The sequence below is a fragment of the Streptomyces sirii genome (assembly GCF_045690365.1).
Taxonomy (GTDB): Bacteria; Actinomycetota; Actinomycetes; order Streptomycetales; family Streptomycetaceae; genus Streptomyces; species Streptomyces sirii.
On the sequence record NZ_CP147982.1, the window covers coordinates 6,077,041 to 6,098,072 of the forward strand.

General features: G+C 71.6%; 23 protein-coding genes and 1 pseudogene. 11 read left to right on the forward strand and 13 right to left on the reverse strand.

The window, feature by feature from the left end; all coding sequences use genetic code 11:
- Positions 1–135: 135 nt before the first annotated feature.
- On the forward strand, positions 136–1,221 hold the full coding sequence (locus WAB15_RS27510) for a magnesium and cobalt transport protein CorA (RefSeq protein WP_407289311.1): 1,086 nt from the start codon (positions 136–138) through the stop codon (positions 1,219–1,221).
- 37 nt (positions 1,222–1,258) lie between these two features.
- Here the strand turns inward: WAB15_RS27510 and WAB15_RS27515 are convergent, their stop codons facing one another.
- Together WAB15_RS27515 and WAB15_RS27520 are read right to left on the reverse strand one after the other, a co-directional pair.
- Positions 1,259–2,512: a CynX/NimT family MFS transporter gene (locus WAB15_RS27515; RefSeq protein ID WP_399149489.1), complete on the reverse strand. Its 1,254-nt coding sequence runs from the start codon at positions 2,510–2,512 to the stop codon at positions 1,259–1,261.
- A complete protein-coding gene (locus WAB15_RS27520) occupies positions 2,509–3,243 on the reverse strand; it encodes a FadR/GntR family transcriptional regulator (RefSeq protein WP_407287884.1) in 735 nt (244 codons plus the stop codon). The genes WAB15_RS27515 and WAB15_RS27520 overlap by 4 nt, the downstream gene beginning before the upstream one ends.
- A 103-nt stretch (positions 3,244–3,346) precedes the next feature.
- Between WAB15_RS27520 and WAB15_RS27525 the strand changes: the two genes are divergently transcribed.
- Genes WAB15_RS27525 through crcB form a run of 3 tightly spaced genes read left to right on the forward strand, consistent with a single transcriptional unit; the run spans position 3,347 to position 4,544 of the window.
- Positions 3,347–3,784 carry a fluoride efflux transporter FluC gene (locus WAB15_RS27525; RefSeq protein WP_407287885.1) on the forward strand — a complete coding sequence of 146 codons (438 nt, stop codon included), beginning with the start codon at positions 3,347–3,349 and terminating at the stop codon, positions 3,782–3,784.
- Entirely contained in the window at positions 3,781–4,173 is a 393-nt protein-coding gene (locus WAB15_RS27530) for a DUF190 domain-containing protein (protein WP_407287886.1), read from the forward strand. The genes WAB15_RS27525 and WAB15_RS27530 overlap by 4 nt, the downstream gene beginning before the upstream one ends.
- Positions 4,170–4,544, forward strand: coding sequence for a fluoride efflux transporter CrcB (gene crcB, locus WAB15_RS27535; protein WP_407287887.1), 375 nt, complete (start codon positions 4,170–4,172; stop codon positions 4,542–4,544). Before WAB15_RS27530 ends, crcB begins: the two co-directional genes overlap by 4 nt.
- A 282-nt stretch (positions 4,545–4,826) precedes the next feature.
- On the opposite strand, the gene snpA is transcribed toward crcB, so the two are convergent.
- Positions 4,827–5,492, reverse strand: coding sequence for a snapalysin (gene snpA / locus WAB15_RS27540; protein ID WP_407287888.1), 666 nt, complete (start codon positions 5,490–5,492; stop codon positions 4,827–4,829).
- A gap of 232 nt (positions 5,493–5,724) precedes the next feature.
- Between snpA and WAB15_RS27545 the strand changes: the two genes are divergently transcribed.
- Positions 5,725–6,684, forward strand: a complete 960-nt coding sequence (locus WAB15_RS27545) for a LysR family transcriptional regulator (protein ID WP_399149495.1) — start codon at positions 5,725–5,727, stop codon at positions 6,682–6,684.
- Here WAB15_RS27545 and WAB15_RS27550 read toward each other — a convergent pair.
- The gene (locus tag WAB15_RS27550; protein ID WP_399149496.1) at positions 6,681–7,967 is read right to left on the reverse strand and encodes an RNA polymerase sigma factor; all 1,287 of its coding nucleotides are present in this window, start codon (positions 7,965–7,967) and stop codon (positions 6,681–6,683) included. The genes WAB15_RS27545 and WAB15_RS27550 overlap by 4 nt on opposite strands.
- 80 nt (positions 7,968–8,047) lie before the next feature.
- The gene (locus WAB15_RS27555) at positions 8,048–8,416 is read right to left on the reverse strand and encodes a YciI family protein (protein ID WP_407287889.1); all 369 of its coding nucleotides are present in this window, start codon (positions 8,414–8,416) and stop codon (positions 8,048–8,050) included.
- Positions 8,417–8,696: 280 nt separating this feature from the next.
- On the opposite strand from WAB15_RS27555, the pseudogene WAB15_RS27560 reads away from it, so the two are divergent.
- Positions 8,697–8,930, forward strand: a pseudogene (locus WAB15_RS27560) (sigma factor-like helix-turn-helix DNA-binding protein); the annotation flags it as partial.
- A 150-nt stretch (positions 8,931–9,080) separates the two neighbouring features.
- Here WAB15_RS27560 and sodN read toward each other — a convergent pair.
- Positions 9,081–9,476: a superoxide dismutase, Ni gene (sodN, locus tag WAB15_RS27565; RefSeq protein WP_399149511.1), complete on the reverse strand. Its 396-nt coding sequence runs from the start codon at positions 9,474–9,476 to the stop codon at positions 9,081–9,083.
- 156 nt (positions 9,477–9,632) lie between these two features.
- On the opposite strand from sodN, the gene sodX reads away from it, so the two are divergent.
- A complete protein-coding gene (gene sodX, locus WAB15_RS27570; RefSeq protein ID WP_399149611.1) occupies positions 9,633–10,103 on the forward strand; it encodes a nickel-type superoxide dismutase maturation protease in 471 nt (156 codons plus the stop codon).
- Here sodX and WAB15_RS27575 read toward each other — a convergent pair.
- Positions 10,007–10,636 carry a CGNR zinc finger domain-containing protein gene (locus tag WAB15_RS27575; protein ID WP_399149512.1) on the reverse strand — a complete coding sequence of 210 codons (630 nt, stop codon included), beginning with the start codon at positions 10,634–10,636 and terminating at the stop codon, positions 10,007–10,009. The genes sodX and WAB15_RS27575 overlap by 97 nt on opposite strands.
- A gap of 94 nt (positions 10,637–10,730) precedes the next feature.
- Between WAB15_RS27575 and WAB15_RS27580 the strand changes: the two genes are divergently transcribed.
- Positions 10,731–11,492 (forward strand): class I SAM-dependent methyltransferase, encoded by a 762-nt coding sequence (locus WAB15_RS27580; protein WP_399149513.1) that lies wholly within the window; start codon positions 10,731–10,733, stop codon positions 11,490–11,492.
- Positions 11,493–11,640: 148 nt separating this feature from the next.
- Here WAB15_RS27580 and WAB15_RS27585 read toward each other — a convergent pair whose 3' ends face one another.
- From WAB15_RS27585 to WAB15_RS27595, 3 genes are read right to left on the reverse strand one after another with little or no spacing between them, the layout of a single operon-like run.
- The gene (locus WAB15_RS27585) at positions 11,641–12,393 is read right to left on the reverse strand and encodes an amino acid ABC transporter ATP-binding protein (protein WP_393493579.1); all 753 of its coding nucleotides are present in this window, start codon (positions 12,391–12,393) and stop codon (positions 11,641–11,643) included.
- Positions 12,394–12,440: 47 nt separating this feature from the next.
- Entirely contained in the window at positions 12,441–13,385 is a 945-nt protein-coding gene (locus tag WAB15_RS27590; protein WP_407287890.1) for an amino acid ABC transporter permease, read from the reverse strand.
- A 60-nt stretch (positions 13,386–13,445) separates the two neighbouring features.
- Entirely contained in the window at positions 13,446–14,420 is a 975-nt protein-coding gene (locus tag WAB15_RS27595) for an ABC transporter substrate-binding protein (RefSeq protein WP_399149515.1), read from the reverse strand.
- A gap of 541 nt (positions 14,421–14,961) precedes the next feature.
- Between WAB15_RS27595 and WAB15_RS27600 the strand changes: the two genes are divergently transcribed.
- The 3 genes from WAB15_RS27600 (at position 14,962) to WAB15_RS27610 (ending at position 18,005) form a co-directional block, all read left to right on the forward strand.
- Complete coding sequence (locus WAB15_RS27600) at positions 14,962–16,191, forward strand: NADP-dependent malic enzyme (RefSeq protein WP_399149516.1); 1,230 nt, start codon at positions 14,962–14,964, stop codon at positions 16,189–16,191.
- A gap of 170 nt (positions 16,192–16,361) precedes the next feature.
- Complete coding sequence (locus WAB15_RS27605; protein WP_407287891.1) at positions 16,362–17,324, forward strand: zinc-binding dehydrogenase; 963 nt, start codon at positions 16,362–16,364, stop codon at positions 17,322–17,324.
- Positions 17,325–17,327: 3 nt separating this feature from the next.
- The gene (locus tag WAB15_RS27610) at positions 17,328–18,005 is read left to right on the forward strand and encodes a HutD family protein (protein WP_407287892.1); all 678 of its coding nucleotides are present in this window, start codon (positions 17,328–17,330) and stop codon (positions 18,003–18,005) included.
- A gap of 64 nt (positions 18,006–18,069) precedes the next feature.
- Here WAB15_RS27610 and WAB15_RS27615 read toward each other — a convergent pair whose 3' ends face one another.
- From WAB15_RS27615 to WAB15_RS27625, 3 genes are all read right to left on the reverse strand, one after another.
- On the reverse strand, positions 18,070–18,273 hold the full coding sequence (locus WAB15_RS27615; RefSeq protein WP_399149519.1) for a hypothetical protein: 204 nt from the start codon (positions 18,271–18,273) through the stop codon (positions 18,070–18,072).
- A 267-nt stretch (positions 18,274–18,540) separates the two neighbouring features.
- On the reverse strand, positions 18,541–19,422 hold the full coding sequence (locus tag WAB15_RS27620; protein WP_407287893.1) for an SCO6745 family protein: 882 nt from the start codon (positions 19,420–19,422) through the stop codon (positions 18,541–18,543).
- Positions 19,423–19,885: 463 nt separating this feature from the next.
- Positions 19,886–21,031, reverse strand: coding sequence for a helix-turn-helix transcriptional regulator (locus WAB15_RS27625; RefSeq protein WP_399149521.1), 1,146 nt, complete (start codon positions 21,029–21,031; stop codon positions 19,886–19,888).
- Position 21,032: the final 1 nt, after the last annotated feature.

A 21,032-nucleotide genomic window follows, 5' to 3' on the forward strand; every position in this document is an offset into this window, starting at 1 on the left:
CACCGCCCCGGCGAACGGGTCCCCGGCACCCCGGCGCACGGGCATCCCGTCGCCGGGGCGGCCCGTGCCCGCGCAAAAACAGCCGCTTTGCCATACCCTTCACGGCCCCACGCGGTCCATACTTGCCGGGTGTCGATGATCAGCAACCTCCGCAAGGCCGTCCGGCTGCCGCAGCCGCGTACCCGGGGTGTCGACCTCAGCCATCCGGCGCGTTCCCCGCTCGGCACCGCCGTGGTCAACTGCGCGGTGTACGTGGACGGCGTACGGCAGGACGGCAACCACCCGGCCGACGTGGCGATACGGCGGGTCCGCAGGTCCGGCCGGGGATTTGTCTGGATCGGGCTGCATGAGCCGTCCGAGAAGGAATTCTCCGGAATCGTCGAGCTGTTCGGGCTGCATCCGCTCGCCGTCGAGGACGCGGTCCTCGCCCACCAGCGGCCCAAGCTGGAGAACTACGACGACTCGCTGTTCACCGTCTTCAAGACCGTCCGCTATGTCGAGCACGACCGGCTCACAGACACCAGCGAAGTGGTGGAGACCGGCGAGATCATGGTGTTCACCGGCACCGACTTCGTGATCACGGTGCGGCACGGCGGGCACGGCTCACTGGGTCCGCTGCGCGAGCATCTGGAGCGGGTCCCCGAGCAGTTGGCGCTCGGGCCGTCCGCCGTCCTGCACGCCATCGCCGACCTCGTGGTGGACGACTATCTGGACGTCACGGCCACCGTCCAGGACGACATCGACGACGTCGAGAGCGAGGTGTTCTCGGTCCGCGGCGGCGCCGGGGCCGGGCGGATCTACCAGCTCAAGCGCGAACTGCTGGAACTCAAGCGCGCGGTGGCCCCGTTGGACCGGCCGATGCGGGAGCTGGCGACCCGGTCGATGCGGCAGGTCGACCCCCGGATCATGACGTACTTCCGGGACGTCGCCGACCACCTCGACCGCGTCACCGAGCAGATCAACGCCTTCGACGAACTGCTCAACTCCATACTCCAGGCCCATCTCGCCCAGGTCACCGTCGCCCAGAACGAGGACATGCGCAAGATCAGCGCCTGGGTGGCGATCCTCGCGGTGCCGACCATGGTCTGCGGTGTGTACGGGATGAACTTCGAGTACATGCCGGAGAAGCACTGGACGTTCGGCTATCCGCTGGTGATGGCGCTGATCGCGGTCGCCTGCTGGGTCATCCACCGCGGCTTCAAGCGCAACGGCTGGCTCTAGGGGGCCGCCCCAGTGGGCCATGGCCGCCCCCGCGCGGCTACCGGCCCGCCACCTGCCGCGGTCGTGCCGCGCCCAGGCCCACCGCGATCTGCGGGAGCAGCAGCGTCAGCAGGAGCGCCAGCGGCACCGTCCAGCTGGCGGAGGCGTCGTGCACGGCGCCCAGGACGGCCGGGCCGGTGGCGGCGAGGACATAGCCGAAACACTGGGCCATACTGGACAGTTGGGCGGTGTGCCGGGCGTCCGGGGCGCGCTGGACGATGAACAGCAGCGCCAGGCTGATCGCCGCGCCCTGGCCCAGGCCGAGCAGCACCATCCAGACGTAGCCGCCGCCGACCGGCGCGATCAGCACGCCGGTGAAGGCGGCCGCGCACAGGACCGCAGAGACCGCTGCCAGCACACCGGCGGGCAGCCGGCGGCCGACGACGACGGGGGCGAGGAACGAGCCCGCGATGCCCAGCAGCGACGAGAAGGACAGCATCCAGCCGGCGTCGCCCGCGCCCATCCCGGCGTCGGTGAGCATCGTCGGCAGCCATGCCGCGGCCGCGTAGTAGCTCAGCGACTGCAGGCCCATGTAGCCGGTGACCTGCCAGGCCAGGGGGTCGCGCCACAGGCCGCGCACCGGGTGTGCCGCCTCGCGGGCCGCGTCCCGCGGCACCCGTGTACGGCTGCGGACCTGCGGCAGCCAGCAGACCAGTGCCAGTACCGCCAGCGCGCCCCAACAGGCCAGCGTCGCCTGCCAGTTCAGACCGGCGGCCTGCTGGACGGGGACGGTGACGCCGGCCGCGAGCGCCGCGCCGCCGAAGAGCGACATGGAGTACAGGCCGGTCATCAGGCCCGCCCGGGAGGGGAAGTCGCGCTTGATCAGGCCGGGTAGCAGGACGTTGGCGACGGCTATCCCGGCGCCGATCACGATCGTCCCGGCGAACAGCGCCACCACCGAGTCCAGCAGGCGCAGCGCGGTGCCCAGGCAGATCAGCGCCATCGTGCCGAGCAGCGACCGCTCCATGCCCAGCCGACGCCCCAGCCGCGGCGCGAACGGCGCCAGCAGGCCGAAGCAGAGCAGCGGCAGCGCGGTGAGCAGACTCGTCGCGGCGGCCGACATCCCGCTGTCGTCGCGGATGGTGCCGGCCAGCGGGGAGACCGCGACCAGCGCCGGGCGAAGGTTCAAGGCCAGCAGGACGACGCCGATGCCGAGGTGGAGGGCGCGGCGGCCGGTGGCGCCGGGCGGGGCCGCCGGCGGCGCGGCCGGCGCCGGGGCGTGCGCGGGCGCGCTGGTCTGGTCCCGGGTCACTGCTGCATTCCCTTCGGGCGGTCGGACTCCGCGCCGTCGCCGGCGTTCTCGCGCAGGGCCGCCATGCCCTGGGCGAGGTGCGCCAGCGCGGCGCGCTCGGCGCCCTCGGCGTCCCGCGCCTCGATGGCGTCGACGATGGCCTCGTGCGCGTCGTACTGGTTGCGTACGGAATCGGGGACGGGGGCGCCGATGACCGACTGGAGCGTCGCGCGCAGGGCGTCGCTGAGGTGCTCGTACAGCTCGGCGAGGACGCTGTTGTGGGCCGCGGCGGCGATGGTGCGGTGGAACTCCACGTCCGCGTCGATGAAGGCGGCCAGATCGCCGCTCTTCCAGGCACGGTCGCGGTCGGCGAGGGTGGCGCGCAGCGCGGCGAGGTCCTCGTCGGTGCGGCGCTGTGCGGCGTAGCGCGCGGCATCGCGCTCCAGGCAGGCGCGCACCTCGAACGCCTCCAGGTCACCGGCCCGCCGCAGCCTGCGCTGCACGGCGGCGCCGAAGCCGCTGCTGGCGCGGACATAGGTGCCGTCGCCCTGGCGCGGCTCCAGCAGTCCGGTGTGCACCAGTGCGCGCACGGCCTCCCGGACGGTGTTGCGGCCCACGTCGAGCTGCTCGACCAGCGCGGGCTCGGCGGGGATCTTCGCCCCGACCTGCCACTCGCCGTCGGCGATCAGGCCCTCCATCTGCTCGATGACCAGGTCCACCAGGTTGGTGCGGGTGGTGCTGCGCAGTGGCATGGGCGTCCTCCGTCGTGATTCCACCGGTGATGGGAACATCCCATGTTTGGCGGTGTCAAATAGGCGGCGATAGCCTGAGGACGCCGAAGATCCCGGGAGACGTATGAACGAGCGAGCCCGCCGTGCGGCGCCCTGGGAGGGCCAGTGGCCGGTGATCGGCGCGGTGGCCGTGGGCGGCGCGGCCGGTGCCACGGCCCGGTACGGCGCCGCGCTGCTGTGGCCCACCGGAACCGCCGCCTTCCCCTGGACGACGCTGACCGTCAACGTCGTGGGCTGTGCGCTGATGGGCGTGCTGATGGTGCTGATCACCGAGGTCTGGTCGGCCCACCGGCTGCTGCGCCCCTTCCTGGGCACCGGCGTCCTCGGCGGCTTCACCACCTTCTCCACCTACGCGGTCGACATCCAGCGGCTGACCGACGCCCGGGAGCCGCTGCTCGCCCTGACCTGCCTCGCGGGCACCCTGCTCGCCGCGCTCGCCGCGGTGTGGGGCGCGGTCGTCGGCACCCGCGCACTCTTCGCACTGAGGCGGCGGACGGTATGACCCACGGAGCGGCACACCCCGGCAGCGTCCCCGCGCTGCGGCTCACGGTCCTGGTCGGCGAACAGGACCTCTGGCACCACAAGCCCCTCTACGCGGAGATCGTGCACCGCGCCCGCGCGGCCGGACTGGCCGGCGCCAGCGTCTTCCGCGGTATCGAGGGCTTCGGCGCCACCTCGGTCATCCACACCCAGCGACTGCTGTCGCTGAGCGAGGAGCTGCCGGTCACGATCGTCGTCGTCGACGCGCAGGAGCCGGTACGGGCCTTCCTCGCGCAGCTCGACGAACTCCTCGCCGGCGGCGGCCTGGTGACCCTCGACGCGTGCGAGATGATCGCCTACCCGGCCGCGGACACCGACGGCGCCCGCCCGGACGGGAGCGGGCGCGGGTGAACTGGCTGCTGGTGATGGCCGGCGCGATGGTCGGGGCGCCGCTGCGTTTCCTCACCGACCGCTGGGTCCAGGCACGGCACGACACGGTCTTCCCGTGGGGGACCTTCGTCGTCAACACCGTCGGCTCGCTGATCCTCGGGCTGCTCACCGGTGCGGCCGCCGCCGGCGCGGCCTCCTCGCACGTCCAGCTGCTGGTGGGCACCGGCCTGTGCGGCGCCCTGACGACGTACTCGACCTTCTCCTACGAGACGTTCCGGCTGGCGGCGGACGGGGCGCGGGGCTACGCCGCGCTCAACGTCGCGGCGAGCGTGCTGGCCGCGCTGGCGGCCGCGTTCACCGGTGCGGCCGCCGCGCGAGCCCTGTGGGGCTGAGGGCCCGGCGAGCCCGCTGCCGACCCCCTGGCACCCGGCGGCACACGCACGAAAGCGGTGGGGCTCTTGGAGGAGCCCCACCGCCCTGGGCGGCGCAGGAACTGCGAGGACTGGTGGGGGTACGAGGGCCGGCCGCCAGGTTCCGGCACTCGTCAGCCCTAGGCCGGGGGCCGGACCGCCCACCGTCAGTACGGTCCGGACCGCGGACCACCGCCGAACTCGTGGTGCGCGAACTTGCTTTTTGGTGCAGAAGGTGTGGTGAGATTCAGGCCGGGCGTCGGGTCAGGACGCCTTGCCGAAGTGGACGCCCGCCAGGCCGTTGGCCCACAGCTGCTCCACCTGGGAGCGCTCGTTGTCGTCCGGCTGGGTGTTCTGGCAGGACGTGCCGGGGCCGCCACCGGACATCAGCTCGCTGCACGGACCCTCGTAGTGGTCCGGCAGACCCAGCACATGGCCGGTCTCGTGCGCGGTGACGCGGGTGGAGTTGTACTCCTGGTTCTGCTGGTAGTCCAGGAAGACAAAGCCCTTGCCGTGGCCGTCGGTGCTGGCGTACGAACCACGCGGGTCGTTGCCCTCGCGGTACTGGAAGTCGCCGCCGCTGCCTTCCTGCAGCTGCACGTTCTTCACGGCGCTGTTCCAGATCGAGGTGCTCTCGGCTATCTGGCCCTTGAACGTCGGCGCCGCGCTGGCGTCGTAGGTCACGGTGACCGAGGCCGCGTGCGGGTTGGCCTTCATCTTGGCCCTGGCCGACTTCATCACGGCCTCGAAGAACGCCTTGGTGTCGGCCTTCTCCACCGCCGACCCGTTGTACGCCGCGATCGAGGCGGCGGTGCTGCGGGCGGTCTTGGCGGGGGAGGAGGAGGTTGCCGACACCGGCGCGGCGATCGCGAGGGTGGCGGCGAGGCCCAGACCGAGCGCCGCCGACAGCGCCGTCTTAGGAGATCTCATGTGGGGGGCTCCTTAATTTCCGAGGGCCGTACGGTCGCCGTGTGGGGCGGCGACCGGGGCCCTGCGGATTTCTTGGTGCCGTTGAGTCTGGACGGAGTTCACCCGGAAGACGGAGATGCCAGGTGGCGATAGCACTGCCCTATACCCCTGCCAAGGGACTTGGGAAAAAAGGCGCGTTCCGGCGGGTTTGAGAGTCTGGTGTGACGGATGCCGTGGTCGTTATGCTCCCGACGTGGAGCTTGAGGTAAGACATCTTCGCGCGCTGTGCGCCATCGCCGACTCAGGAAGCGTACGCAAGGCGGCGCGGCAGCTGGGCATGACCCAGCCTTCCTTGACGACCCAGCTCCACCGCATCGAGAACGCCTTGGGAGGCCAGCTCTTCTTCCGGGAGTCGACCGGCAGCCGACCGACGCCGCTGGGGCATTCGGTGCTGTGCCGGGCGAGACCGATAGTGGCCGAAATGCAGGCCCTTGTCGATGAGGTCGCCTCGACCTCCCACCGCGAACGGGGCGCACGGCTGAACATCGGCAGCACCAACAGCCCCGCGGTCGCCGGCTGGCTGCGCCGGCTGCGGGTGCGACTGCCGGAGGCGGACACGACGATACGTACCGATGTGTCCGCCAACTCCCTTCTGCACATGGTCGCCATGGGGCAGCTCGACGCCGCCTTCGTGCACGAGGTCGAGGGCGCGCCGCTGCGCGTCCCCGACGGCCTGGTCGAACACGAACTCATCGCCAGGGAGCCGCAGTTCATCGCGCTGGCGGACTCCCACCCGGCCGCCGCCAAGGAGATCGTCCGGGTCGCGGACCTCGCCGACTGCCAGTGGATGGTGGACCCGACCGTGGACGGCGAATGGGCCGGCCTGCGGCGCATCTGGGCCGCGGCCGGCGTCAACCCCCGGGTCGTCCACGGCGACTACCACACCACGGTCGACCTGGTCACGGCCGGCGAGGTGGTCACCCCCTGCCAGCCGACCGCCCGCTCCCGGCACGGCATGGCCATCCGCCCGCTGTACGGCGACCCGCTGGCCGTCCGCCTCTTCATGGCCTGCCGCCAGGACGGCACCCCGGCCGCCTCCCCGGACGAGCTGTTCGCCGACCTGACCGCCGCGTACATGGAGATCGCCTGGGCGAGCGAGGCGTACCGGGCCTGGCTGGTACGCCATGACGGGCCGCTGCCGGTGGCGACCTAGGAGCCGGGAGGCCGCAGCCGCGCCGCCCGGTCCTCCAGCAGGGCCCGCTCGCGGGCGTTGCGGGTCAGCGACGCCGCCCGCAGGAACTCCTGGCGGGCCTCCGCCGCCCGCCCCAAGCGGGCCAGCAGATCGCCCCGTACGCTCGGCAGCAGGTGATATCCGGCCAGTGCCGGCTCCGCCGCCAGCTCGTCCACGGCGGCCAGCCCCTCCTCGGCCCCGAACGCCATGCCCACAGCCACCGCCCGGTTCAGCTCCACGACCGGTGACGGCGCGACCCGCGCCAGCGCCTCGTACAGCAGCGCGATCCGCGGCCAGTCGGTCTGTGCGGCGGTGCCCGCCCGGGCGTGGCAGGCGGCGATCGCGGCCTGCAGGGCGTACGGGCCGATCGTCCCGCCCAGTTCCTCGGCGCGGGCGAGCGCGGCCAGACCGCGCCGGATCAGCAGCCGGTCCCAGCGCGACCGGTTCTGCTCCAGCAGCAGCACCGGCTCACCGTGCGGCCCGGTCCGGGCGGCCGACCGCGACGCCTGGATCTCCATCAGCGCCACCAGCCCGTGCGCCTCCGGCTCCCGCGGCAGCAGCCCGGCCACCATCCGCCCCAGCCGCAGCGCCTCCTCGCACAGCGCCGGCCGCATCCAGTCGTCCCCGGCCGTGGCCGCATAGCCCTCGTTGAAGACCAGGTAGACGACCTCCAGCACGGACGACAGCCGCTCGGTCAGCTCCTCGCGTCCCGGCACCTCGAACGGCACCCGCGCCTCGGCCAGCCGCTTCTTGGCCCGGACGATCCGCTGCTGCACCGTCGGCTCCGACACCAGGAAGGCGCGCGCGATCTCGTCGGTCCGCAGCCCGCCCACCAGCCGCAGGGTCAGCGTGACCCGGGCCTGGGTGGACAGCACGGGGTGACAGGCGATGAAGACCAACCGCAGGAGGTCGTCCTCGATCTCCGCGCTGTCCACCACCCGCGCGAAATCGGCCTCGGCCCAGCTCGGCTCGATCTGCGCATCGCGCCCCAGGGCGGCCACCTTCCGGGCCAGCCGCTCCCGGCGGCGCAGCAGATCGATCGCGCGGTTCTTCGCGGTGGCCATCAGCCAGGCACCGGGATTCTCCGGGACACCGGTTTCCGGCCACCGCTCCAGCGCCGCCACCATGGCGTCCTGCGCCAGTTCCTCGGCGAGCCCGACGTCGCCCACGATCCGCGTCAGCCCTGCGATCAGCCGTGCGGACTCGATCCTGAACACCGCCTCGATCGCGCGCTGCGCCTCACCCGCCGTCTGCCTGGTCGTCACAGGCACCCATCCCAGCACCCGGGCCCCGGCGCGGCAATCCGCGGGCTCCGGGGCACGGGCGGACCGGCTGCGGGGGTCGCTCAGGCACCGGCCTCCGGCGGCTCCTCCACCTGCCGGATCTCGGACGTCAGCGTCCACTCGTCCCCGTGCACCCGCAGGAACCGCGTCGCCCATTCGACCGCCTCCTCCTTCGACGCGGCCTGGATGAGCGCGTACCCGCCGATGACCTCCTTGGCCTCGGTGAACGGCCCGTCCGTCGCGGTGATCTTCCCGCCCGACAGATGCAGCCGTGTGCTCTGCGCGGTCGGCGCCAGCCCGGCGGTGTCCAGCAGCACCCCGGCCTTGGTCATCTCGTCGAGCAGCTTGCCCATCTCCTCCATCAGCTCCGGGCTCGGCCCGCCGTCCGGAACGTCGTTCTCGTCGATCTTGAGCAGCATCATGAAGCGCATGGCGGTCTCCTCCGCTGGGCGTCCGAGTGTTCCGGAGCGGAATCCGTGGCCCGGACCCGCCCCCTACACTCACGCGACGAACACCCGTCGCCGGAATCGACACCCATCACGGAAGTTTTTTTGACTTCTCTTCCGGCACGCCCCGCTCCCCGTCCGTCACATCGGCCCGGCCTCGCGAGTCATTGCTCTGACACCAGGTGACGGAGGAGTGCGACCGATGGACGAACACGATTTCCCGACGGCGCGGTTCGAGCCGCACCGGCCTTGGCGGCGCGCGCATCCGCCGGGGCCGCATCCGCCCGACGGCCCCGAGCGGCAGGTCCGGCTGGCCGACTCCGTCGGCCTGGCCCTCCTCGCGGCCCTGGAGACCCTCACCCCGGCCGAGCGCCTCGCCTTCGTCCTGCACGACCTGTTCGCCCTGCCGCTCGACGACATCGCCCCCCTCGTCGGCCGCGGCCCCACCGCCGCCCGCCACCTCGTCGACCACGCCCGCCGCCGGGTGCGGGGCACGACCTTGCCCCTCGACGACTGATGAGCCGGACGACTGACGAGCCGGACGGGAAAAAACGACCGCACCCGATCCGTCATGGACGCCGTGGTGGACGTCCCGCGGACCGGGTGCGGACGAGTCGGCAAGGTGCCCTGTAGGGCAAACCGGCCAAGATCAGGCCTTCTTGGTCTCCCAGAAGATCTTGTCGATCTGGGCGATGTAGTCCAGCGCCTTCTGGCCGGTGGCCGGGTCGTTGGAACCCTTGGCGGCGCTGAGGGCCTTGAGGGTGTCGTTGACCAGCTGGTGCAGGTCCGGGTACTTCTCGAAGTGCGGGGGCTTGAAGTAGTCGCTCCACAGCACCGAGACGTGGTGCTTGGCCAGCTCCGCGCGCTGCTCCTTGATCAGGACGGCGCGGGTGCGGAAGTCCGCGTCCTCGTTGGCCTGGTACTTCTCCTGGACGGCCTTGACCGACTCGGCCTCGATGCGGGCCTGGGCCGGGTCGTACACGCCGCAGGGCAGGTCGCAGTGGGCGCTGACCTTGACCTTGGGGGCGAACAGGCGGGAAAGCATGTTCAGTCCTTCCTCGTGATCGTCTTCTCAGGTGCGAGATTACTCGGTGCGGGAAGGCTTTTCTCGGGTGGCCCGGGGGTCTTAGGGCAAAAGTCCAGTGTCACGCTGGGACTGATGGAGGATGGACCGGTGAGCGGTCGGACCGGGAGGTACGGGATGCCGGAGCGGGTGCACGAGCGCGGCCCGGAGCAGGGCGAGGGTGCGGATCCGGGGCACGAGCGGGGCGGGCTGCTGCGGGCGTTCGGCCTGGCCGAGGTCTACAACCCGTCAATGGTGCCGTCGCTGCTGCCCGGTGACCAGCTGGTGGTGCAGTACGGGGCGGCGGTGCGGCCCGGCGACGTGGTCGTGCTGCGGCACCCGTTCCGGCAGGATCTGCTGATCGTCAAGCGCGCCGTGCGGCGGTGCGACGGCGGCTGGTGGGTCCAGGGGGACAATCCGTTCGTCGAGAACGACAGCCGGGAATTCGGTGCGGTCCCGGACGAACTGGTCATCGCCCGCGCCTGGGTGCGCCTCCGGCCGCCGCGGGGGATTCAGCGGTCGGTCGCCGGAGTGCTGTCCTGGGCGGTCTCGGCGGTCCGTCCCGTAAGGGCCGAGCGCTCGCTCTCCAGGCGCTTGCGGGCGCGGTAGGCGGCGACGTTGGCGCGGGTGGCGCAGCGGTCGGAGCAGTAGCGCCGCGAGCGGTTGGTCGAGGTGTCCACGTAGACGTTGCGGCAGGGCCGCGCCTCGCAGACGCCCAGCCGGTCCACGCCCAGCTCGGTGAGGTGGAAGGCCAGGCCCATGCAGGCGGTCGCGGTGAAGCCGGCCGTGGCGTTGGCCGCGTGGTCGGCGATGTGCATGTGCCACTTGGGGCGGCCCCCGTCGTCCCGGTACTCGTGGCCGGAGATCTGCGGGCTGACCGGGAACTCCATCATCAGGGCGTTGAGCAGGTCCACGGCCAGGACCTCGTCGCCGGCGTCGGCGGCCTCGAAGACGGCGCGCAGGCGGGCGCGGACCGTGCGCAGCCGGGTGACGTCGCTGTCGGTCGCGCGCCGGGCGGACTGCTGGGCCGGGCCGAAGAGCTCGCGTACGGCCTCCACCGAGGTGAGGCTGTCGCCGCCGCGCTCGGGCTGCTCGCTGTTGACCAGTCGCACGGCGTAGTCCGAGTAATAGGCCAGTTCCACTTGTAGTCCTTACGGGCGGGGGTTAGGGTGCGGGTACTCGCTCGTTGTAATGGGCGCTGATACTACGAGGGTATTACGGCCTGGAGGGGAAGCGATGACCGAGACCGTTGCCGGCGCCGATTGGCAGGCGTGGCAGAACAGTTGGGACCGCCAGCAGGAGTGGTACCTCCCCGATCGCGAGGAGCGGTTCCGGGTGATGCTGGACATGGTCGAGGCGCTGGTGGGTCCCGAGCCCCGGGTCCTGGACCTGGCGTGCGGTACGGGCAGTATCTCCGACCGGCTGCTGAAGCGGTTCCCGAAGGCCGAGAGTGTGGGCGTCGATCTGGATCCCGCGCTGCTGGCCATCGCGGAAGGGTACTTCGAGGGCGAGCCCCGGGTCCGCTTCGTACGAGCCGATCTGAAGGACCCGCACTGGACGGCGAAGCTGCCGCACGACGGCTATGACGCGGTACTGACCGCCACCGCGCTGCACTGGCTGCACACCGAGGACCTGCGCGGGCTGTACGGGCAGCTCGGCAGGCTCGTACGGGACGGCGGGGTGTTCATGAACGCCGACCACATGCCCGAGGAGTCCACCCCGCGGATCAACGCCGCCGAGCGGGCCTTCCGGCATGCGCGGATGGACGCGGCGAAGGCGGCCGGCGCGGTCGACTGGGCCGAGTGGTGGAAGCTGGCCGCCGCCGACCCGCGGCTGGCCGAGCCGACCGCCGAGCGCTTCGCGATCTACGGCGAGCACGCGGACGGGGACACGCCGTCGGTGGCCTGGCACGCCCAGGTGCTGCGCGAGTCGGGCTTCGCGGAGGCCCGTGCGGTGTGGGCCTCGCCCACGGACGCCCTGGTCCTGGGCCTGAAGTAGCCGGACGGCGGAACCGGCCGGGCAGCCTCGGAGCAGGCCCGGAAACCGTGGAACCGGCCCGGAAGTCGTGGCAGCGGGCCGGAAGACAGCGATGCCCGCCGTCGCGGCGAAGACTTCCGCCGCGACGGCGGGCACCGTGCAGGACCCGCTACAGCACCTTCGACAGGAACGACTTCGTCCGCTCGTGCTGCGGGTTGCCGAGCACGTCGCGCGGGTGGCCGGATTCGACCACCACACCGTTGTCCATGAAGACCAGCGAGTCGCCGACCTCGCGGGCGAAGCCCATCTCATGGGTCACGACGATCATCGTCATACCGTCCGCGGCCAGGTCCTTCATGACGTCCAGGACGTCACCGACCAGCTCCGGGTCGAGGGCCGAGGTCGGCTCGTCGAAGAGCATCAGCTTGGGCTCCATCGCCAGCGCACGGGCGATGGCGACGCGCTGCTGCTGGCCGCCGGAGAGCTGCGAGGGGTAGTTCCCCGCCTTGTCGGCCAGGCCGACGCGGTCCAGCAGCTTGGTCGCGCGCTCGCGGGCGTTCGCCTTGGACTCGCCCTTGACCTGGATCGGCGCCTCCATGATGTTCTCCACCGCGGTCATGTGCGGGAAGAGGTTGAAGCGCTGGAAGACCATGCCGATGTCGCGGCGGCGGGCGGCGACCTCGCGGTCGCGCAGCTCGTAGAGCTTGCCGTTGTGCTCGCGGTAGCCGACCAGTTCGCCGTCGACGGACAGCCGGCCGGCGTTGACCTTCTCCAGGTGGTTGATGCAGCGCAGGAAGGTCGACTTGCCGGAGCCGGACGGGCCGATCAGGCAGAAGACCTCCCGGGGCGCGACCTCCAGGTCGATGCCCTTGAGGATGTGGGCCGCTCCGTAGGACTTGTGGACGCCCTCGGCCAGGACCATGGGGCCACCGCTGGTGCCCGCGGCCTTGTCAGTGGTGATCTTGCTGGTCATCCGACACCTCCGGCGGAGCGGTTGAAGCCGCCGGCCAGCTTCGCCTTGACGCGCTGGAGCGGAGTGGGCGGGAGCTGGCGGCTGGAGCCGCGGGCGTAGTAGCGCTCAAGGTAGTACTGCCCGATGCTCAGCACCGTAGTGGCGATCAGGTACCAGGCGGCGGCGAGGATCAGCATCTCGACCACCACACCGGAGTCCCGGCCGATGTTCTGGGCGGCCTGCAGCAGGTCGTAGTACTGGACGGCGGCGACCAGGGACGAGGTCTTCAGCATGTTGATGACTTCGTTGCCGGTCGGCGGCACGATCACCCGCATCGCCTGCGGGATGATGATCCGGCGCAGCGTCTTGGCATGGCTCATGCCCAGCGCGTGTGCCGCCTCGGTCTGGCCCTCGTCGACGGCGTTCAGGCCGGCCCGGCAGATCTCCGCCATGTACGCCGCCTCATTGAGGCCGAGGCCCAGCAGCGCGCACAGGAACGGGGTCATGAAGTCCGACCACTCGTCCTTGTAGATCGGCATGATGTCGATGTACTGGAAGACGAGGCCCAGGTTGAACCACAGGAACAGCTGGACATAGACCGGCGTACCGCGGAAGAACCACACGTAGAACCATGCGACGGACGAGGTCACCGGGTTCTTGGACTGGCGCATCACGGCCAGGACCACGCCGCCCACGACGCCGATGATCATCGAGAGCACGGTGATCAGCAGGGTATTGCGCAGGCCCTTGAGGATGTCCGAGTTGAACATGTACTGGGGGACGGCGCCCCAGTTGACGTTCCCGGAGGCGAAGGCCCTCCAGAGCAGGACGACCAGGGCGATGACGACGATCGCCGCGACCCAGCGGCCGTAATGGCGGACCGGGATGGCTTTGATGGGCTCGGGCTGGGGCGGCGGAGTGTCTGCCGGCGGCTGGGCCGACTTGTCGACGTCAACTGACACGGATGTTGCCTTTCAGCATTCGGCGGGGTGGCCGGAGGGGACGGGACGGCTGTCGGCGGCTCAGCTGCCGCTGTTGAGCTTCACTTCCTTGACCGCCGCGTCCTTGACGTCCCACTTGTCCAGGACCTTGGCGTACGAGCCGTTCTTGATCGTGAGTTCCACCGCGGCCTTGAGGGCGTCACGCAGCTTCTCCTGGCCCTTGGGGACCGCGATGCCGTACGGGGCCGCCTTGAGCGGGGCGCCGCCGACCATCTGGAAGTCCTTGCCGCCTCCGGAGACCTTCACCGCGTACGCCGCGACCGGGTAGTCGCTGGAGACGGCGTCCACACCGCCGGTCCGCAGCCGGGTCTGGGCCTCGGAGTCGTTGTCGAACGCCTCGATGGCGATCGGCTCCTCGTCGTCCTTCTCGCAGGCCTTCGACTTGTCCTTGGCCAGGTCGTGCGAGACGGTGCCGCGCTGTACCGCGATCTTCTTGCCGCACAGCGTTTCCCAGCCGTCGATGCCGTTGGCCTTGCCCTTCTGGGTGTAGAGCGAGACGCCGACGTTGAGGTAGTCGATGAAGTCGACACCCTGGCCGATCTTCTTGCCGGTGCTGCTGTCGATGCCCTCCTGGCGCTCCTTGGTGTCCGTCATCGCCGACATCGCGATGTCGTAGCGCTGGGACTTCAGGCCGCCCATGAGGGTGTCGAAGGTGGCGTTGTTGAAGTTGAGCTTGACGCCCAGGGCCTTCTCCATCGCCACCGCGAGGTCCGGGTCGATGCCGGTGACCTTGCCGTTCGAACGGAACTCCACCGGCTTGTACGTGATGTCCGAGCCGACCTGGAGCAGGCCGATCTCCTGCACGTCCTTGGGCAGCAGCTTGAACAGCGGCGCGTGGACGTTCCGGTTCTTCTTCGCCTCTCGCTTGGCGACGGCCGCGTCCGTCTGGTCGCCGCAGGCGCTGAGGAGCATCAGCGAGGCGGCGACCGCGGCCGCGGCGGCCACGGCCGTACGCGACCTGCCGGCGGCCCTGCGACGGGTGGTGCTTGCGGTCATGCTGTTCCTCCTGCGGATGGAGAAGCCGACGTGGCGGAGACGTGACAAAGGGCCGGGGGACACCCCTTCGAGCGCCGCGACCTCGGTTGGTGACGGAATCCTGCCATCCGGACTCCGGTATTCGGACTGCCGTTCAGGTCAAAATCGGATAACGGACGGGGAAGGGGAGGTGGCGCCCTTGTGTCGCAAGGGGAAGCCGCCTCCTACGGGGTGCGGGGGACGATCGGCGCACTCCGGACGTCTCGGATTCCGGACAGCGGGACGAGAGCCCTTCGGCGGTTTTCAACTATTTCGCCGTTATTGTCGGAACCTTGGATCCGAGGGTAATGAATCTGACTCGTCGGGGCCCGCGCCCGTCCGGTAGAAATGTTCGTTACACCCCTCATCCGGGGCTCAGGGCGCGTGTGCGGCGCGCCCGGCGTCCGTACCTCCCCCTGCGGGGCGGCCATCCGCCCACACAGGGCGCGGACGCGGTGCCCGCCCACTCCTCAACCAGGGAGTGGCCACCCTCAGCAGATTTACGAATAAAGGGGTAAGACAAGTGGCAGCGGAGATCGTCAATCCTCGCAGCGACGGAAATACGGGCGCGGACGAAGGCACGGGCACGGCGCCCGACGGGACCTTCGATCCCGCCTTCGCGCTGCATCGCGGCGGCAAGATGGCCATCCAGGCGACCGTCCCGGTCCGCGACAAGGACGACCTGTCCCTCGCGTACACGCCGGGCGTCGCCAAGGTGTGCAGCGCCATCGCCGAGCAGCCCGAGCTCGTGCACGACTACACATGGAAGTCCCAGGTCGTCGCCGTCGTCACGGACGGCACCGCGGTGCTGGGCCTGGGCGACATCGGCCCGGAGGCCTCCCTCCCCGTGATGGAGGGCAAGGCCATCCTCTTCAAGCAGTTCGGCGGTGTGGACGCGGTGCCGCTCGCGCTCGCCACCACCGACACCGACGAGATCGTGGAGACCGTCGTCCGGCTCGCGCCGTCCTTCGGCGGCGTCAACCTGGAGGACATCTCGGCGCCCCGGTGCTTCGAGATCGAGCGCCGCCTCCAGGAGGCGCTGGACATCCCGGTCTTCCACGACGACCAGCACGGCACGGCCGTGGTCACGCTGGCCGCGCTGCGCAACGCCGCCAAGCTCACCGACCGCTCGCTGGGCCAGCTGCGGGCGGTCATCTCCGGTGCCGGTGCGGCCGGTGTCGCCATCGCCAAGATCCTCATCGAGGCGGGCATCGGCGATGTCGCGGTCTGCGACCGCAAGGGCGTGGTCTCCACCGACCGCGGCGACCTCACGGACGTCAAGCGCGAGGTGGCCGGCTTCACCAACAAGGCGCAGCTGACCGGTTCGCTGGAGCAGGCGCTGGACGGCGCCGACGTCTTCATCGGGGTCTCCGGCGGCACGGTGCCCGAGGAGGCGGTGGCGAAGATGGCGAAGAACTCGCTGATCTTCGCGATGGCCAACCCCACCCCGGAGATCCACCCCGACGTCGCGCACAAGTACGCGGCCGTGGTCGCCACCGGGCGCAGCGACTTCCCCAACCAGATCAACAACGTGCTGGCCTTCCCCGGCATCTTCGCGGGCGCCATGCAGGTGCGGGCCTCGCGGATCACGGAGGGCATGAAGCTGGCCGCCGCCGAGGCGCTGGCCGCCGTCGTCGCCGACGAACTCAGCGCCGACCGCGTCATCCCCTCGCCGTTCGACGAGCGGGTCGCCCCGGCCGTCACCGCCGCCGTCGCGGCCGCGGCCCGCGCCGAGGGCGTGGCGCGCCGCTGAGCGCTTCCGCCGTACGCCAACGGGCCGGGCTCGTACCTGAGAGGGTGCGGGCCCGGCCCGTTGCGGTGGTGGCGCCGGGGTGACGGCGGTGGTGCGCCGCCGCCTCGGCGCGGTGCGTGTCACACCCGTACGTGGTACCGCGGCGCGCGGCCGCGGCCTACGTTGGGATCATGTTTGCCGCCTATGCCGCCCGCATCGACCGTGACCAGCCGCTCAACGGCCTCGAATTGGGGGAGCGCCCGGCCCCCGACGTACGCCCCGGCTGGACGACCGTCAACGTCAAGGCCGCCACCCTCAACCACCACGACCTGTGGTCGCTGCGCGGGGTCGGCATCAGCGAGGAGTCGCTGCCGATGATCCTCGGCTGCGACGCCGCCGGGATCGACGAGGACGGCAACGAGGTCGTCCTGCACTCCGTCATCGGCCAGACCGGTCACGGCGTCGGCCCCAAGGAGAAGCCCTCCATCCTCACCGAGCGCTACCAGGGCACCTTCGCCGAGCAGGTCACCGTCCCCGCCTGGAACGTCCTGCCCAAGCCGAAGGAGCTGTCCTTCGCGGAGGCCGCCTGCCTGCCGACCGCCTGGCTGACCGCGTACCGGATGCTGTTCACCAACGGGGGCGTACGGCCCGGGGACAGCGTCCTGGTGCAGGGCGCCGGCGGCGGTGTCGCGACCGCGGCCATCGTGCTCGGTGCCGCCGCGGGCCTGCGGGTCTTCGCCACCAGCCGGGACGAGGCCAAGCGCAAGCGTGCGCTGGAGCTGGGAGCCGAGGCGGTGTTCGCCAGCGGGGAGCGGCTGCCGCAGCGGGTGGACGCGGTGATCGAGACCGTCGGCGCGGCCACCTGGTCGCACTCGGTCAAGTCGCTCAGGCCCGGAGGCACCCTGGTCATCTCGGGCGCCACCAGCGGCTTCACCCCCAAGAACGGGGAGCTCAACCGGATCTTCTTCCTGGAGCTGAAGGTCGTCGGCTCCACGATGGGCACCAAGGAGGAGCTGGCCGGGCTGCTCAGTTTCTGCGCCGCCAAGGGCATCCGCCCGGTCATCGACTCGACGCTGCCGCTGGACCGGGCGCGCGAGGGCTTCGCGAAGATGGCCCAGGGCGATCTGTTCGGCAAGATCGTGCTGACGGTCTGACCGTTGCCGACCGACGTGCGGATCCTGCGGGCGCGGGAGCGTGCCGCCGCGCCGTGGGCGAACGGCGGCGGGGTGACCCGCGAGGTAGCCGCCCACCCGCCCGGCGCCGGCTGGGACGCCTTCGCCTGGCGGGTCAGCCTGGCCGATGTCACCCGGGACGGCCCGTACTCACCGCTGCCCGGGGTCCGGCGGATCCTGACCGTCGTCGACGGCGCCGGCCTGGAGCTGACGGTGGACGGCACCGCCCACCTCCTTCCGGGCCGCTACCGCCCGTTCCCCTTCCCCGGCGGGGCCGACACCGACTGCCGGCTGCTGTCCGGCCCGGTCGTCAACCTCAATGTGATGCTCCGGGAAGGGCGCGCGGCGGCGACGGTGGAGACGGTGCGCGGAAGCCGGACGGTGGCAACGGGCCGGTCGCCGGCTCACGGCGGCGACGGTGACGGTGACGGTGGCGACGGTGGTGATCAGGCCGTCATGGTGGTCGCGCTGGAGGGGTGCACAGAAGTGTGCACCGAAGGGCGCAACGACCCCGTGGTGCGCCTGGAGCGCTTCGATGCCGCTCTGCTGCCCCCGGAGTCACTGACGGATGCTCAGATACCGGTCGGGCTGCGGACGGTCGAGCTGCGGACGGACGGGATGGCTGCGGTGATCTCGCTGTCCGGCGGCGGGGCGGTGTCCTGAGGCGGTGCACTGAAAGCGGGCGCCGCCCCGGTGCCCCGAGGCGGGGCCGGGGCGGCGGCATGTCTCACTGCTGGGCGCAGCGAAGGGCCCCGGGGTCGACGAGGAACGAGATGTCGGCCAGGCAGGTCTCGGCCGGAGGGGACTGGTGCCCTCGGATCGCGCTGAAGGGGTCGCGGGGGGATTCGCCGTCGGCGGCGGCGAGGGGGGCGCCGCCCAGAACGGCCACGCCGGCCAGCGTCACTGCCGCGGCGAGGGTACGGACACGCATGATGATCTCCCATCGGGTGGGGCTCACGGGTACCTCTCGATCGCACCCCGCATCCGCGCGCCCCGCACGTCCGGATACTGCATACGGCGTCAGAAACCGCTGGGCCGCGGCCTGTCGAGGTGTTTCGGGGTGCGCCCGGAGGGCCGTCCGCACCCGGGCGCGGCCCAGCGGTCTTGCGGAGGGACCGAGTTGGGCGAGTGGTGGTCCTTCGCCACCCGCTCCGGGCGGCCACCGGGGAAGCCTCGGGCGGGACGCCGCGGACACGCCCTACAGGTAGGCCATCTTCAGCGCGCCGATGCCCAGGGTGTTGTGGCGCGGCAGATAGCCGGCCTCGAAGATCGCGCCGAGTACGGGGTTGAGCAGCTGCGCCAGCCGCTCGGCACGCGGGCGGCCCAGCGCCCGCCAGGGGCCTGCCGCCAGACGGTCCGTCATCCGCTCGATCGCCTCGCGCTCCTCGCGGGCGCGCTCGGTGGCGCCGCCGTCCGGGCCGATCCAGCCGCGGGCGGTGAGGCGGCCACGGGCCTCGCTCCACTCCTGGCCGCTCCAGCCGCGCCCGGCGAAGTCCGCGGTCGGTGCGGCACCGATCGCGGCGAACGACACCAGGGCCTCGCACGGATCGAGGCCGAAGGTCAGCAGCGCCGCCAGGTGGCCGTCGCCGCGGTGCTCGCGCAGCACCGTCGCGGCCTGCCAGAGCGTGAGATGGGGGGCGTCCGGCCAGGGCAGATCGCGGTTGGCGGCGGCCAGCGGCCGGGCGGCCGGCCCGGCGTTCTCGGCGGCCTGACGCGCGAGCCGGGCCGCCTCGGCGAGCTGGGCGCCGCTCAGCCGACGGCCGATGAGGGCGGTCAGCGCGCGGTCCACGGCCAGCAGCCGTGCGTCGAGCACCTTGGCCGGCTCCGCGACGGTCCAGATCTGCGGGACATACCGCGCGATCATGCGCGGGCTGAAGGTGTAGAACGTCGCGGCCACCAGCTCGGGCCCGGCCGCGCCCAGCGGGGCGGCACGCCAGGCGAAGTAGCTGGGCCAGCGGGAACCGACGTCATAGCCGAGGTCGGCGGCGACCTGGCGGGCCTCGGGGGCGAAGTACAGCGCGGCGTGCAGTGGCTCCAGCTGATGCCACATACGGCGGGCGACCGCGTGGTATTCCGACATCGCTTCACCTCATGGCCTTCACGATGCGTGTGCAGACGGGGAGAGGGGGTCGTAGTCCGGAAACACGTCCGTCGGTCCGCGGAATCGGGCAGCTGGGGCTCCCTGGAACCCGGTGCCGGACGAAAAGCCGTGCGAAATACTGCCTTCCCCGATTACGCCGCGTGAATCCATCGGGAAGATGGCAACTCTGTGTAATTACTGGCCCGTTGGGGTCTCGTGGCAGGCGGAGTGGGTTTCGGCCGCCCGTCCGGGCCGGTGGGACGGGGGCGTGCCGTACGGCGCGGGCGCCCCCTGCGCACAGCGTCACCGCCGCCCGGCCTCCGCGGGCCGGGGCCTACGGGGCCGGGCATGCCGGAAGGGGCTTAGAGGGGGCCGGGCGTGCGAGCCGGCGCCTAACGGGCCGGGCGTGCGGGCCGGGCCGGCCCGCGCCGGATGCCGCGGCCTCGGCCGTGATCCACCGGACCTACGCGTCCGGGTCCGTACGGGACGACGCCTTCTGCTCGGGGTGGCGCAGCAGCGCGCCGATGTGCGCGGCGGCCGTGCCCAGCCGTCGGCGGGACTCCCCGAGCTGCTCGGCAGTGATGCCGTGATCGCGCGCCGCGTCCCGCAGATCGTCGCGGAAGCGGTCCAGCAGCCGGTCGAAGTCGCGGGCCGGGTCGCCGCTGGTCGGCTCCTTCGCCCATACCGGGGCCGGCGGTGCCTCGGCGGGCGGGGCCTGCCCGCCGTCCTCCTTGGCCAGGTCGACGCGCTCGACCGTCACCCGGGTCGTCTCGTCCGCGCCGCCGCCGGGGCCGGTGCCGCCGTGCTCACCGGACCGGTCGCCGGTGAAGCGGCCGACCTCGCGGGACACCTCGGCCAGCGCCTCGCGCACCGCGCCTGACCAGTCACCGGACCGCACCGCCTCCTGAGCCTGGTCCTGTACGCGCCGGATGACCCGCTGGACCTCCTCCTGTGCGGACACCTGCGCGTCCCTGGCCTGCTTACGGGCCCGCTGGGCGTCCTGCTTGGCGCGCTTGCTCTCCTCCTTGGCCCGCCGCGCCTGCTCCTTCCACTCCTCCTTGGCCCGCCGGAACTCCTCCTTCGCCTGCCGCCAGGCGTCCTTGTCGCCGAACGCGCCGTCGAAGTAGTCGGCGGCCTCCGGGAACGGCCGGCCGGCGCCGCCGCCCGCGGAGCCCTTGCCGCCGCCGTTGCGCCCGGACTTCCCGGCCGCGCCGGCCTCCGCACGGGCCTGCTGGGCGGCCGCCCGGACCTCGCGGCGCAGATCCCGCGCCGAACCGCTCACGTCCTCGCGGATGTCCGAGGCGAGCGAGGCGACCGACTCCCTGATCTCCAGCTCCAGATCGGCCAGCTCGCCACCGCGGTCGGCGAGTTCGGCCCGGCCGGCGTCGGTGATCGAGTAGACCTTGCGGCCGCCCTCGGTCGCATGGGTCACCAGGCCCTCGGTCTCCAGCTTGGCCAGTCGGGGGTAGACCGTGCCGGCGGAGGGGGCGTACAGGCCCTGGAAGCGCTCCTCCAACAGGCGGATGATCTCGTAGCCGTGCCGGGGCGCCTCGTCGAGCAGCTTGAGGAGGTAGAGCCGCAGGCGGCCGTGGGCGAAGACGGGGGGCATC

Bases quoted from the DNA above. Each gene is read 5' to 3' on its own strand.
- WAB15_RS27510 (WP_407289311.1), top strand. From the start codon at position 136: ATGATCAGCAACCTCCGCAAGGCCGTCCGGCTGCCGCAGCCGCGTACC.
- WAB15_RS27520 (WP_407287884.1), bottom strand. From the start codon at position 3,243: ATGCCACTGCGCAGCACCACCCGCACCAACCTGGTGGACCTGGTCATC.
- WAB15_RS27525 (WP_407287885.1), top strand. From the start codon at position 3,347: ATGAACGAGCGAGCCCGCCGTGCGGCGCCCTGGGAGGGCCAGTGGCCG.
- WAB15_RS27530 (WP_407287886.1), top strand. From the start codon at position 3,781: ATGACCCACGGAGCGGCACACCCCGGCAGCGTCCCCGCGCTGCGGCTC.
- snpA (WP_407287888.1), bottom strand. From the start codon at position 5,492: ATGAGATCTCCTAAGACGGCGCTGTCGGCGGCGCTCGGTCTGGGCCTC.
- WAB15_RS27555 (WP_407287889.1), bottom strand. From the start codon at position 8,416: ATGCGCTTCATGATGCTGCTCAAGATCGACGAGAACGACGTTCCGGAC.
- sodN (WP_399149511.1), bottom strand. From the start codon at position 9,476: ATGCTTTCCCGCCTGTTCGCCCCCAAGGTCAAGGTCAGCGCCCACTGC.
- sodX (WP_399149611.1), top strand. From the start codon at position 9,633: ATGCCGGAGCGGGTGCACGAGCGCGGCCCGGAGCAGGGCGAGGGTGCG.
- WAB15_RS27580 (WP_399149513.1), top strand. From the start codon at position 10,731: ATGACCGAGACCGTTGCCGGCGCCGATTGGCAGGCGTGGCAGAACAGT.
- WAB15_RS27585 (WP_393493579.1), bottom strand. From the start codon at position 12,393: ATGGTCCTGGCCGAGGGCGTCCACAAGTCCTACGGAGCGGCCCACATC.
- WAB15_RS27595 (WP_399149515.1), bottom strand. From the start codon at position 14,420: ATGACCGCAAGCACCACCCGTCGCAGGGCCGCCGGCAGGTCGCGTACG.
- WAB15_RS27605 (WP_407287891.1), top strand. From the start codon at position 16,362: ATGTTTGCCGCCTATGCCGCCCGCATCGACCGTGACCAGCCGCTCAAC.
- WAB15_RS27615 (WP_399149519.1), bottom strand. From the start codon at position 18,273: ATGCGTGTCCGTACCCTCGCCGCGGCAGTGACGCTGGCCGGCGTGGCC.
- WAB15_RS27620 (WP_407287893.1), bottom strand. From the start codon at position 19,422: ATGTCGGAATACCACGCGGTCGCCCGCCGTATGTGGCATCAGCTGGAG.
- WAB15_RS27625 (WP_399149521.1), bottom strand. From the start codon at position 21,031: ATGCCCCCCGTCTTCGCCCACGGCCGCCTGCGGCTCTACCTCCTCAAG.